The organism is Saccharomonospora iraqiensis subsp. iraqiensis (assembly GCF_000430445.1).
In the GTDB taxonomy this organism is placed as follows: Bacteria; Actinomycetota; Actinomycetes; order Mycobacteriales; family Pseudonocardiaceae; genus Saccharomonospora; species Saccharomonospora iraqiensis.
In genome coordinates this window covers 127,281-138,940 of sequence record NZ_KE387040.1, presented here as the reverse complement: position 1 = coordinate 138,940, position 11,660 = coordinate 127,281, and the positions used below count along the sequence as shown (strand labels likewise).

Genomic DNA, 11,660 nt, shown 5'->3' with positions numbered 1-11,660 from the left:
CCGCCGGTGGCCGAGCCGGCGGGCCGCGAGCAGCGCGGGCAGGATGCCCTGCACCGGACGCACCCGGCCGTCCAACGCGAGTTCGCCGAGCAGCACCGTCCCCCGCAGCTTGTCCGGGGGGACGACCGAGGAGGCGGCCAGGACCGCGGCCGCGATGCCGAGGTCGTAGGCCGACCCCACCTTCGGCAGGTCGGCGGGGAACAGGCCGAGCGTCACGGCGGTCTCCGGCCAGGCCCGCCCACTGTTGCGGACCGCCGCACGCACCCGGTCCTTGGCCTCCCGCAGTCCCGCGTCCGGCAGGCCGACGAGCTTCGTGCCCGGCATGCCCGCACCGATGTCCGCCTCGATCTCGATCACCCGGCCCTCGATGCCGACGACCGCCACGGACCGGGCCCGCGCCAGGGGCATCAGAAGGCCCCGGCGATGTGCCGTACGACCGGCTCCTCGCCGGGCGGGTGGTCGATCGCGACGACGTCGAAGCGGATCGGGCACCACGCCACCCGGCGGGCGGCCAGCCACCGGCTGGTGAGCCCCCGGATGCGGCGGCGTTTGTCCTCGGTGACCGCCTCCGCGGGGCTGCCGAAGTTCCGGCCGGAACGGGTCTTCACCTCGCAGACCACCAGCGTCGTCCCGTCGGTGGCGAGGATGTCCAGCTCGCCCTCCCGACAGCGCCAGTTGCGTTCCAGGACGGTGAGTCCCTGCCTGCGCAGATGCTCGGCCGCGAGGTCCTCGCCGGCACGTCCCAGTGCCTGTCGGTCGCCGTGTGTGCGGGCACGCCGCACCTCGATGTCCACTCACGTCACCCCCAGGGTGCTCGTCGGGTCGCGTCGGTCACCGCTGACACTCCCAGGGCGGGAACCCTCCGACCAGCACGAACGGACCGGGCCTGTGGACAACCGGGGGCCTGTGGACAACCGGGACACGAACGGACCGTGCGGTGCCGGAAGAGCGGGAAGGTGTCGTACGAATCGCACGACGACGACACACGGTGACGAGGACACCACTGCTCCGGGAGCGGAGCGGCTACCCTGGAACCATCCATCCACGACGAGAGGCGCGCGATGACCGGCGCGCACCGACCCCGCCGTTGTCACTCGCGGACTGGGACGCGTTGCCCGAGGACGAAGGCACGCGCGTCGAACTCCGGGAAGGCCTGCTGATCCGGAGTCCACGACCGGACCGGCGACACAGCCGTGCGGTGTCCCGACTCGTTCGTGTGCTGGACGAGCAACTACCCGCCGGGGTCGAAGGTCTGCGGGAGTTCGAGGTACTGATCGGCGACCGCCCTCTTCCCACGGTCCGGGTGCCGGACCGTGGTGGTCACCAGGGCCGACGGCCCGACCCGGCGGCTGCGCGCCGAGGACGTGCTCGTCGCGATCGAGGTGGTCTCCCCCGGCTCGCAACGCACCGACACGGTCACCGAGCCGTCGGAGTACGCCGAGGCGGGCATCCCGCACTACTGGGTCGTGGACCTCGACGACCCGGTCAGCCTGGTGGCCTACCACTTCGCCGAGGAGTTCGGGTACCTGGAGGCCCCCGCGGTCACCCGGGTCTTCAGCACCACCGACCCGGTGCCGCTGCACGTCGATCTCGACGCGCTCCCACGGGCGCGGTAGGGCCGGGAACCCTCAGCCGCCGCCGAACGGTCCCTCGTCCGGCAGGCGCAGTTCCGGCTTGTCCAGCTCCTCCACGTTCACGTCCTTGAACGTGATCACGCGGACGTTCTTGACGAAGCGGGCCGGCCGGTACATGTCCCACACCCAGGCGTCGGACATACGCACCTCGAAGTACACCTCGCCACCCCCGTCGCGGACCTGCACGTCCACGGCGTTGGCCAGGTAGAACCGTCGCTCCGTCTCCACCACGTAGGAGAACTGCCCGACGATGTCGCGGTACTCGCGGTACAGCGACAGCTCCATCTCGGTCTCGTACTTCTCGAGATCCTCCGCACTCATGAAACCCGGGCCCCTCCTCGCACTCCTGTCAACCGGTCGCCGGCGGAAGCTCCATTCTCGCGCACGGCCGCCGTCCCGGCACCCGCCGCGCCGTGGTTCCCGCGGTCGTCCGTGCCCGCACCATACTGCGCCCACGCACGTCCGGTATCCGCCCCGTCGCCGCCCGGGACCCCGTCTCCGCCCGGTACGCCGTCCCCGACCGGAGCGAGCGCGTCCCCCGGGTTCTCCGTGTCCCCCGGGTTCTCCATCTCCCCCGGCCCCGGCAGGTCGGCCACGCCGTTCTGCAGGGCGGCGACGCTGAGGCGCACGCGGTGCGGTGCCCGCATCCCGTGTGCGGCCGCCGCCGCGGCGACGTTCGTGTACGACCACCGGTGCTCCGGGCAGGGACCGTGCTCGGACAGGGCCGCGCCGTGGTCGGACGTCGTGTAGCCCTTGTGGCCGGCGAAGCCGTACACGGGGTACGTACCGTGCAGTCCCGCCATGATGCGGTCCCGGGTCACCTTGGCCAGCACCGAGGCGGCCGCGACGCAGGCCACCGCGCGGTCGCCCTTCACCACGGACAGGCTGGGCGCGGGGAGCCCGGACACGCGGAAACCGTCGGTGAGCACGTACCCGGGCCGCCGCGACAGGCCGGCCACCGCGCGCCGCATGCCCTCGAGGTTGGTGACGTGGATGCCGTAGGCGTCGACCTCCGCGGCGGGGACCACCACCACGCAGTGGTCGAGGGCCCGGCGCAGGATCTGTTCGTACACACGGTCGCGGGCGGCGGCGGTGAGCAGTTTGGAATCGGTCAGCTCCGCCAGCCGCGTGGAATCGGTGCGCCGCAGCACACAGGCGGCCACCACCAGGGGCCCGGCGCAGGCACCGCGTCCGGCCTCGTCCACCCCGGCCACCGGGCCGAGTCCGCGGCGGTCCAGCGCGGACTGCAGGGCCCAGGCCGTCTCACCCCGGATAACCGCGCGGGGAGGACGCGGCACATCCGGCACCGCTGTCGCGTTCACCGCGCTCAGTGCTCCCGTTCGACCGACCCGACGGCTCGCCGTCCCGTGCCGACTGCCGTGGCCGCCCGGCGTCCCGCCCGGACGACGGGCCAGGAGGCCGCGGCACCGACACCCAACGGTAGTCCCTGCTGCCAGGTCGGCGCCGCCGGCGCCACGGGCGCCGCCGCCACCGGTTCCTGCTGGGGGTTGTGGTCACTGACCACGCCCCACCGGGACGGGGGCAGCACGATCAGGCGCGCCTTGCCGATGATGTTGTCCACCGGGACGGCACCCCGGGGACCGCCACCGCCCTGGTAGCGGGAGTCGGAGGAGTTGTTGCGGTTGTCGCCCATCACCCAGACGGTGCCCTCGGGAACCCGGACCGGGCCGAAGTCCTCCTGCTCCCGGTCTCCGCCCTCCCAGTAGAGGTAGGGCTCGTCGAGCGGTCGGCCGTCCACGACGACCCTGTTCCGGTCGTCGCAGCACTGCACGGTCTGTCCTCCGGTGGCGATGATCCGCTTGACGAAGTCCCGCTCGTCGGGCGGTGCGAGACCGAAAGCCGACCCGACGTTCTGGAAGAACTGGGCGACGGGGTTGGCCGACTCCAACGGCGGATCGTCCTCGACCCACGGCTGCGGCCCGCGGAACACCACGACGTCGCCGGGTGCGGGGTCGGTGAAGTGGTAGGTCACCTTGTCGACCAGGATGCGGTCCGGCGTACACCCGGGGCACCCGTGGAGCGTCTCCTCCATCGACCCGGAGGGGATCATGTAGACCCGCCCGAGGAACTGCTGGATCAGAAAGGCCAGGACGAGCGCGACCACGATCAGGATCGGGAGTTCTTTCCAGAACGAGCGCTGCTTGTCCGCCCTGCTCTTCTCCGGGTGGGCCCCGGCCGCGGGAGACGAACCGTCCTCCGTACCGGACCGGCCCGTCGACTCACCGTCCTCCCGGGACGAGGTCGTCCGCCCGTCGTCACCCGACGACGGGGTCGACCCGTCCTCCGGAGTCGACCTGTCCTCCGGACGTTCCGGCTCGTCTTCCGCGGCGTTCGAGGGCACTGACTCCACCACGTCAGCTTACGGTAACGGGCCGACCACTTCAGGACGCGGGCTTCTCCCGGCGCTCCTTGATCTTGGCGGCCTTCCCGCGCAGGTCACGCAGGTAGTACAGCTTCGCGCGGCGCACGTCGCCCTTCTTGGAGACCTCGATCTTGGCGATGTTCGGCGAGTGCACGGGGAAGGTGCGCTCCACGCCGACGCCGAAGGAAACCTTGCGCACGGTGAACGTCTCGCGGATGCCCCCGCCCTGACGGCGGATGACCACGCCCTGGAACACCTGGTTGCGCTCGCGGTTGCCCTCGATAACGCGGACGTGAACCTTCAGCGTGTCGCCCGGGCGGAAATACGGAATGTCGGAACGCAGAGACTCGGCGTCCAGCGCGTCCAGGGTGTTCATCGGTGTCCGTCCTCGTCCTTGGTGGCTTCACATCGTTGCGGGCGCACGCCTGCTCACGGGGAGCGGGCGGCCCAGGAGTTCGGCGCGTGAACCGGTCGCGCCAACCCCGCAAGTATTACAGACGTACTCGGCCGTCACTCACCGGCCTCCCGACGCAGCCGGTCGAGCACCTCGGTGTCCCGGGCGTCGAGGCCGTTCTCCGGCAGTCCCGTCAGCAGGTCCGGCCTGCGCCGGTAGGTGCGTTCGAGTGCCCGGTCCCGTCGCCACCGGTCGATGGCCGCGTGGTTGCCGGACCGCAGCACGTCGGGTACCGCCAGGTCCCGCCACACCTCGGGCCGGGTGTAGCTGGGGCCCTCCAGCAGCCCGTCCGAGAACGAGTCCTGCTCGGCCGAGACCGGGTTCCCCAGCACGCCGGGCAGCAACCGGGTCACCGCCTCCACGATCACCAGGACGGCCGCCTCCCCGCCGACCAGCACGTAGTCACCGATCGAGACCTCGTCCACGGGCATCCGGCGTGCGGCGTCGGTGAACACGCGCTCGTCGATGCCCTCGTACCGCCCGCACGCGAACACCAGGTGTTCCTCGGCGGCGTAGCGGTGGGCGAGCTCCTGGGTGAACGGCCTGCCCGCGGGGGTGGGGACGACCAGTCGGGTCCCCTCGGCACAGACGTCGTCCAGTGCCTCGCCCCAGACCTGGGGCTTCATCACCATGCCGGGGCCGCCGCCGTACGGGGCGTCGTCCACGGCGCGGTGCACGTCGTACGTCCAGTCCCGCAGGTCGTGCACCCCGACCTCGAGCAGGCCACGGTCGATCGCCCGGCCGAGCAACGCCGCGCGCAACGGCTGCAGGTACTCGGGGAAGATCGTGACGACATCGATCCGCAGCGGCGACGGCGCGCCGCCGCGCGCCGGGTCGGTCCCGTTCGTCTCGTTCACCGGCTGTCCGTCCACGTCCGTCCGTCAGCCGTCCAGAAGTCCCTCGGGCGGGTCCACGACGAGCCTGCCCCCGGCCACGTCGACGTGCGGCACGAGCGCCGCCACGAACGGCACGAGCGCCTCCGTGCCGGACACGTCCAGCACCAGCAGTTCACCCCCGGGTGCGTGCACGATCCCCCGCACGGTCCCGACGGCGGTGCCGTCCGGCAGTTCGGCGCGCAGCCCCTCGAGTTCGTGATCGTAGAACTCGTCCGGGTCCTCCAGCGGGGGCAGTGCGTCCGCCTCCGCGAGCAGTTGGAGCCCGCGCAGTTCCTCGGCCGCCGACCGGTCGGGCACCTCGGCGAAGCGCACCAGCAGCCGTCCGCCGTGCGGGCGGACGGCTACCACGGTGAGCTCCCGGGTGTCGCCGTTGCGGGCCCGACCGGTCAACACCGTGTCCTCGGCGAACCGGTCCCCGGGGGAATCGGTGTGCACGTCCACGGCGAGTTCGCCCCGGATCCCGTGCGGCTTCACCACGCGGCCCACGACGACCTGCACGCCTGTGCGCTCCCGTTCCGACGGCACTAGTGGTCGGTGTCGACGACGTCCACGCGGATGCCCCGACCGCCGACGGACCCCATCACGGTGCGCAGCGCGGTCGCCGTCCGGCCGCCGCGGCCGATCACCTTGCCGAGGTCGTCCGGGTGGACGTGCACCTCGAGGGTCCGTCCCCGGCGTGTGGTGATCAGCTCGACCTGGACGTCGTCCGGGTTGTCGACGATGCCCCGCACCAGGTGTTCGAGCGAGTCGGCCAGGAAGCTCACGCCTGGTCGGCCTTCTCGCCCTCACCCGTGGCCCCGGAGTCGGCCGCGGCGGTGTCCCCGCTCGTGTCCTCGCCACCGTCGTCGGCCTTGTCGGCCTTCTTGCCACCCTTCTTCTTCGGGGTGGTGGCCGCGACGGAGGGCTCCTCGTTCGCCGCGGCCAACGCCGCGTTGAACCGCTCCTGCTTGGTGGGCCCGGGCTCCGGCGCCTTCAGCGAGCCCTCGGCGCCGGGCAGGCCCTTGTACTTCTGCCAGTCGCCGGTGACCTCGAGGATGCGCTGGACCGGCTCGGTCGGCTGGGCACCGACACCGAGCCAGTGCTGGGCGCGCTCGGAGTCCACCTCGATGTAGCTGGGCTCCCGCTTCGGGTGGTACTTGCCGATGGTCTCGATGGCCCGGCCGTCCCGACGGGTACGGGCGTCCGCCACGATGATGCGGTAGTAGGGCTCGCGAATCTTGCCGAGGCGCTGCAGCTTGATCTTGACAGCCACGGGGGTGGGTACTCCTGTCGTCTTCTCGTACTCGGGTCGGGACACGATCCGAGTGGGGAGCCGGATCCAGGTGCCCGCAGGTATGGTCTGCGCTCCGGCACGGTGAGAGGGCCCGGTCCGGAGCGGGCAAGCTCCCATTTTGCCAGACCGCTCCGGCGGGGCCGCACCGGCGGGGTACCCCGCCCTGCCCGGCCACCCGGGTGCGGGCGCGCTCACGTCGTGAGGACGCCGAGCGAGGTGAGCAGGATCGCCAGCGCGGGCAGGAAGTTGTTCATCTGGTGGGCGACGATGCTGCCCAGCAGCCGCCCGGTGACCAGCCGCGCCAGCCCGATCGGGATGGCGATCACCAGCAACAGGGAGGTGCGCAGCGGCTCCAGGTGGCTCACCGCGAACACCGCCGTGGACAGCACGAAGGCCGCGAAGCGGCTCCACCGCACGCTGCCCCAGCCGAGCCGCTCGGCCGCGCCCCACAGCACCCCCCGGTAGATGATCTCCTCGCAGATCGGCCCGAGCAGCCACAGGTAGACGAACATGACCAGGGCGGCCGAGACGGACATCGGCTTGTTCTCCACCAGGGTGCCGATCGCCGAGCCGGTGTTGGCCTCACCGACCGCCTCGGTCCACACCAGCACGCCCACGACCGTGCACACCAGCCCGAGCACACCGAACTTGAGGCCGATCCGCACGTCGTCCCAGCGCCAGGACAGCCGCAGGTCCGCCAGCGGACCGTTGCCCCGCACCTTCGTGATGGCGAGTGCCGCGGCCGTCGCGAGCAGCGTGGGCGTCATCGTGCCGATCAGCACGTCGCGCACGGGCAGCGACTCCACCGGCCCCCCGCCGAGCAGCGCGCCGACGAAGGCGGCGGTGGTGAGCAGCACGGCCTCGACGAGCAGGAACGCGCCGAACCCCCAGCGGTGGGACGGCCCGGTCTCCTCCGGCCGCGGCCGGGCGGTCCGCTCCGGCCCGTCCCCGGTCCGGTCGGGCGCCGACCCCGGATACTCCCCTTCGGTCACACCGATCCCTTCGCCGTCCGGTGAGGCGGCACCGCCCGCGACGTCCCGTCCGGCGGGCGGTCTCGATCTTGCCCTGAGCCTACTGACCGCATCCGGTCCCTCACGAACCGCCGAACAGCAGCAGCGCGGGAGGCAGGTTGTTGACGGCGTGCGCGACGACACTCGCGCCGACCCGGCCGGTGATCAACCTCGCGGCACCGATCGCGACGCCCTGCGCGATCAGCGCCGGGGTCCGGGTCGGGTCCGCGTGAACCTGGGCGAAGACCAACGCGGTCAGGACCAGGACCGCCCACGGGGGGATCCGGTGGTGGGCCAGTGCGTTCCAGAGCGCACCGCGGAAGAGCAGCTCCTCGGTCAGCGGAGCCCCCACGACGAGCACCAGCGCGGCCACCACGAGCCACCCGACGTGGGAGGTGAGGCCGGTGAACACGTCGGTGACCGGATCCGACATCCGCTCCCGGCCGTACACCTGGATCAGCAGCATGCCCAGCAGATACGCGGCGAGCAGGGAGAAACCGCCGCAGGCGAGACCGATCCGCAGGTCCCGCCCGGTGGGCACGAGCCCGAAGTCGGCGAACGGCCCGCGTCCCCACCGACGGGAACCGAGGACGGGGCCGATCCCGAGCAGCAGGTTCGGCAGGAACGCCAGCAGGATCACCGGCCCCAGCTCCGGCAGGTTCAGCGGCCCCGGCCTCCCCACGGCCAGGCCGGACAACACCAGGGACAGCACGTAGTAGGAGCCGTAGGACAGGAAGAACGCCAGCAGTCCCCAGTGCGCGCCGAGCACCAGACCGTCGCGGGCCGAGGGCGCACCGTCCTCGCGCTCCACCGCGCCTCCCCCGTACCGTCGTCCGTCGCCTGTGGAGTCTCCCGCTCCACGGTCAACCCTACGGGGGCGACCGGAACCGCGTCAGTCGATCAGTCGGCCGCGCAGCATCAGGTGGGTGGGGCGGCGCAGCACCGACAGATCCGCACGCGGATCGGCGTCCAGCACGAGCAGATCGGCGGGGGCGCCGTCGGCGATTCCCGCGTGCCCCAGCCACTCCCGGGCCCCCCAGGACGCTGCGGCGAGCGCCCGATCGGGGGACATGCCCACGGCGTGCAGCGCCTCGATCTCGTCGACGATCCGGCCGTGGGCGACCATGCCGCCCGCGTCCGTGCCCGCGTGCACCGCGACGCCCGCGTCCAGGGCCGCCGCGACCATGTCGGACACCCCCGCGTGCAAGGCCCGCATGTGCGCGGCGTAGGTGGGGTACTTCGCGGCCTGCGCGGCGATGCCGGGGAAGTTCTCGATGTTGATCAGGGTGGGGACCAGTGCCGTGCCCCGCCGGGCCATCTCGGCCAGCAGCTCGGTGGACAGTCCCGTGCCGTGTTCGAGGCAGTCGACACCCGCCGCGATCAGTCCGGGCAGCGCGTCCTCGCCGAACACGTGCGCGGTCACCCGCGCGCCCGCCTCGTGCGCGACCGCCACCGCCTCGGCGAGCACGTCGTCCGGCCACAGCGGCGCGAGGTCACCGACCGACCGGTCGATCCAGTCGCCGACCAGTTTCACCCAGCCGTCCCCGTCGGCGGCCTGGGCGGCCACCGCCCGGGGCAGGTGGTCCGGACTGTCCAGTTCCAGGCCCAGGCCGGGGATGTAGCGCTTCGGCAACGCCAGATGCCTGCCGCTGCGGACGATGCGCGGCAGGTCCTCCCGCCGCTGCAGGTCCCGGATGTCGAGGGGTACCCCGCAGTCCCGGATCAGCAGGGTCCCCGCGTCCCGGTCCCGGCGGGCCTGCTCGGCGGCCTCGTCCAGGGTTGTGGGCCCGTCCGGGCCGATACCCGGGTGGCAGTGCGCGTCCACCAGGCCCGGCACGACGAACGCGCCCCGCAGGCTCCGGGCGTCCTCGGCTCCCTCCGGCGGGTGAAGGTGCACGCGGCCGTCGTCGATCCACAGGTCCCGCTCGACCCCGTCGGGGAGCACGACCCCTCGCAGGTGATACATCGGCTTGTCGTCCGCGACCTTTCCGTCCGGCTGTCGGTGGGCGGCGTCGGGGGCGTGCGGGTGTGCGGCGCCCGTAGCCCGCCTACTTCTTCTTCGGCAGCTTCAGCTTCGACGGGTCGAAGCCCGGCGGAAGGTCGTTCAGGCCGCCACCGAGCTGGGACAGGTCGGGGGCACCGCCCCCGCCGCCGCCGGGCCCCTGCGGGAGCCCACCGGGGAAACCGCCGGGCATCTTGGGCTGCGTGGGTCCGCGGTTCTTGCCCTTCTTCCCCTTCTTGCCCTTCTTGCCCTTCTTGCCACCGCCGCCGGCGCCGCCCCCGCCGCCGATGCCGAACCGGCCCGCCATCTGCTGCATCATCTTGCGGGCCTCGAAGAAGCGGTTCACGAGGTCGTTCACGTCGCGGACGGTGACACCCGACCCCCGGGCGATGCGCTGCCTGCGGGAGGCGTTGATCATCTTCGGGTTCTCCCGCTCGGCGGGTGTCATGCCCCGGATGATGGCCTGCAGCCGGTCGAGGTGGGCGTCGTCGACCTGGGAGAGCTGGTCCTTCATCTGCCCGGCCCCGGGCAGCATGCCGAGCAGGTTGCCGATCGGGCCCATCCGCCGCACGGCGAGCATCTGGTCGAGGAAGTCCTCCAGGGTCAGCTCGCCGGAGCCGAGCTTGCCCGCGGCCTCCTCGGCCTTCTCCTGGTCGAACGCCTGCTCGGCCTGCTCGATCAGGGTCAGCATGTCGCCCATGCCGAGGATGCGGCTCGCCATCCGGTCCGGGTGGAAGACGTCGAAGTCCTCCAGCTTCTCCCCGTTGGAGGCGAACAGGATCGGCTCGCCGGTGACGTGCCGCACCGACAGGGCCGCGCCGCCCCGGGCGTCGCCGTCGAGCTTGGTGAGCACCACCCCGTTGAACCCGACGCCGTCCCGGAACGCCTCGGCCGTGCTGACCGCGTCCTGACCGATCATGGCGTCGACCACGAACAGCGTCTCGTCCGGCGTGACCGCGTCCCGGATGTCGGCGGCCTGCTGCATCATCTCCTCGTCGACACCGAGGCGGCCCGCGGTGTCGACGACCACGATGTCGTGCTGGGCGCGGCCTGCCTCGTCGATCGAGCGGCGGGCGACGTCGACCGGGTCACCGACGCCGTTACCCGGTTCGGGGGCGAACGTCGGCACCCCGGCGCGCTCGCCGACCACCTGGAGCTGGGTCACCGCGTTCGGCCGCTGGAGGTCACAGGCGACCAGCATCGGAGCGTGTCCCTGCTGCTTGAGCCACAGCGCGAGCTTGCCCGCCAGCGTGGTCTTACCGGAGCCCTGCAGGCCCGCGAGCATGATCACCGTCGGCGGGTTCTTGGCCAGGTTCAGCCGCCGGGTCTCGCCGCCGAGGATCCCGACGAGCTCCTCGTTGACGATCTTGATGACCTGCTGGGCGGGGTTCAGCGCCTGGGAGACCTCGACGCCCTTGGCCCGTTCCTTGATCTGCTTGATGAACGCGCGCACGACCGGCAGCGCGACGTCGGCCTCCAGCAGCGCGATCCGGATCTCCCGGGCGGTGGCGTCGATGTCGGCGTCGGTGAGCTTGCCTTTGCCGCGCAGGTTCTGCAGGACCGACGTGAGCCGATCGGAGAGTGTGTCGAACACGAGGTGCACGCTCCAGCGGGTCGTGGTTGTTCGCGTCGGCTCACGGGCCGACCACGCCCTCCAAGGGTAGACGACCCGGAGGACGGGGCCGGCCCGCCCGGCCGGGTGCTCCCCCCAATGCTCCCCCTCTCCGGCCGGGCGGCGGGACCCCGGTGGGGCACCCGTGCCGGTCCGGCGTGTCGTTCGCCAGACCCCCAGTTACTGGCGACCGGTGACCGGACCCGGGTACCTCGTCCGAGGCTGTCCTCAGCGTGCCCGGGGAGAGGAGGTGACAACAGCGTGAAGACACCGAGTAACCCGTGAGTAGACCTACGCAGATCGAGGTCAGCGGCGGGACCCCGTCCGTCGACCACCGGTGTCCGCAGGCCCCGCCGGACCGTCCGCGTCCGCGGCGGCGCGTCGGGCCTTCGCCGC

15 protein-coding genes are annotated in these 11,660 nt (G+C 72.1%); 1 reads left to right on the top strand and 14 read right to left on the bottom strand.

Annotated elements, in window-relative coordinates; all coding sequences use genetic code 11:
• Together ACTIR_RS0102705 and ACTIR_RS0102700 are read right to left on the bottom strand one after the other, a co-directional pair.
• The coding region (locus ACTIR_RS0102705) for a magnesium chelatase domain-containing protein (protein WP_026453132.1) at window positions 1-408 on the bottom strand (408 nt) is incomplete at its 3' end.
• Window positions 408-794, bottom strand: a complete 387-nt coding sequence (locus ACTIR_RS0102700; protein ID WP_034237963.1) for a YraN family protein — start codon at window positions 792-794, stop codon at window positions 408-410. The genes ACTIR_RS0102700 and ACTIR_RS0102705, both read right to left, overlap by 1 nt.
• A gap of 519 nt (window positions 795-1,313) precedes the next feature.
• Between ACTIR_RS0102700 and ACTIR_RS27360 the strand changes: the two genes are divergently transcribed.
• The gene (locus tag ACTIR_RS27360; protein WP_233345804.1) at window positions 1,314-1,616 is read left to right on the top strand and encodes a Uma2 family endonuclease; all 303 of its coding nucleotides are present in this window, start codon (window positions 1,314-1,316) and stop codon (window positions 1,614-1,616) included.
• Window positions 1,617-1,628: 12 nt separating this feature from the next.
• Here the strand turns inward: ACTIR_RS27360 and ACTIR_RS0102690 are convergent, their stop codons facing one another.
• The 12 genes from ACTIR_RS0102690 to ffh form a co-directional block, all read right to left on the bottom strand.
• Window positions 1,629-1,955: a DUF2469 domain-containing protein gene (locus ACTIR_RS0102690; RefSeq protein WP_007024547.1), complete on the bottom strand. Its 327-nt coding sequence runs from the start codon at window positions 1,953-1,955 to the stop codon at window positions 1,629-1,631.
• The gene (locus tag ACTIR_RS0102685; protein ID WP_026453131.1) at window positions 1,952-2,956 is read right to left on the bottom strand and encodes a ribonuclease HII; all 1,005 of its coding nucleotides are present in this window, start codon (window positions 2,954-2,956) and stop codon (window positions 1,952-1,954) included. Before ACTIR_RS0102685 ends, ACTIR_RS0102690 begins: the two co-directional genes overlap by 4 nt.
• Window positions 2,957-2,961: 5 nt before the next feature.
• Window positions 2,962-4,008 carry a signal peptidase I gene (gene lepB, locus ACTIR_RS21295; protein ID WP_233345803.1) on the bottom strand — a complete coding sequence of 349 codons (1,047 nt, stop codon included), beginning with the start codon at window positions 4,006-4,008 and terminating at the stop codon, window positions 2,962-2,964.
• A 28-nt stretch (window positions 4,009-4,036) separates the two neighbouring features.
• Complete coding sequence (gene rplS, locus ACTIR_RS0102675; RefSeq protein ID WP_007024550.1) at window positions 4,037-4,393, bottom strand: 50S ribosomal protein L19; 357 nt, start codon at window positions 4,391-4,393, stop codon at window positions 4,037-4,039.
• A gap of 134 nt (window positions 4,394-4,527) precedes the next feature.
• A complete protein-coding gene (gene trmD, locus ACTIR_RS0102670) occupies window positions 4,528-5,277 on the bottom strand; it encodes a tRNA (guanosine(37)-N1)-methyltransferase TrmD (RefSeq protein WP_026453130.1) in 750 nt (249 codons plus the stop codon).
• Between the two features lie 75 nt (window positions 5,278-5,352).
• Entirely contained in the window at window positions 5,353-5,865 is a 513-nt protein-coding gene (gene rimM / locus ACTIR_RS0102665) for a ribosome maturation factor RimM (protein ID WP_026453129.1), read from the bottom strand.
• A 26-nt stretch (window positions 5,866-5,891) separates the two neighbouring features.
• Window positions 5,892-6,131, bottom strand: a complete 240-nt coding sequence (locus ACTIR_RS0102660) for an RNA-binding protein (protein WP_007024553.1) — start codon at window positions 6,129-6,131, stop codon at window positions 5,892-5,894.
• On the bottom strand, window positions 6,128-6,619 hold the full coding sequence (rpsP, locus tag ACTIR_RS0102655) for a 30S ribosomal protein S16 (RefSeq protein WP_007024554.1): 492 nt from the start codon (window positions 6,617-6,619) through the stop codon (window positions 6,128-6,130). The genes ACTIR_RS0102660 and rpsP overlap by 4 nt, the downstream gene beginning before the upstream one ends.
• A 212-nt stretch (window positions 6,620-6,831) precedes the next feature.
• On the bottom strand, window positions 6,832-7,632 hold the full coding sequence (locus ACTIR_RS0102650) for a CPBP family intramembrane glutamic endopeptidase (protein ID WP_007024555.1): 801 nt from the start codon (window positions 7,630-7,632) through the stop codon (window positions 6,832-6,834).
• A gap of 100 nt (window positions 7,633-7,732) precedes the next feature.
• Entirely contained in the window at window positions 7,733-8,461 is a 729-nt protein-coding gene (locus tag ACTIR_RS0102645; protein WP_026453128.1) for a CPBP family intramembrane glutamic endopeptidase, read from the bottom strand.
• An 81-nt stretch (window positions 8,462-8,542) separates the two neighbouring features.
• Window positions 8,543-9,616 (bottom strand): amidohydrolase family protein, encoded by a 1,074-nt coding sequence (locus ACTIR_RS0102640; protein WP_026453127.1) that lies wholly within the window; start codon window positions 9,614-9,616, stop codon window positions 8,543-8,545.
• 82 nt (window positions 9,617-9,698) lie between these two features.
• The gene (gene ffh / locus ACTIR_RS0102635; protein WP_007024558.1) at window positions 9,699-11,246 is read right to left on the bottom strand and encodes a signal recognition particle protein; all 1,548 of its coding nucleotides are present in this window, start codon (window positions 11,244-11,246) and stop codon (window positions 9,699-9,701) included.
• Window positions 11,247-11,660 lie beyond the last annotated feature (414 nt).

What these genes read in the sequence shown, in the direction of transcription:
- rplS (WP_007024550.1), bottom strand. Translation starts at nt 4,393, where the DNA reads ATGAACACCCTGGACGCGCTGGACGCCGAGTCTCTGCGTTCCGACATT.
- ACTIR_RS0102640 (WP_026453127.1), bottom strand. Translation starts at nt 9,616, where the DNA reads ATGTATCACCTGCGAGGGGTCGTGCTCCCCGACGGGGTCGAGCGGGAC.
- ACTIR_RS0102690 (WP_007024547.1), bottom strand. Translation starts at nt 1,955, where the DNA reads ATGAGTGCGGAGGATCTCGAGAAGTACGAGACCGAGATGGAGCTGTCG.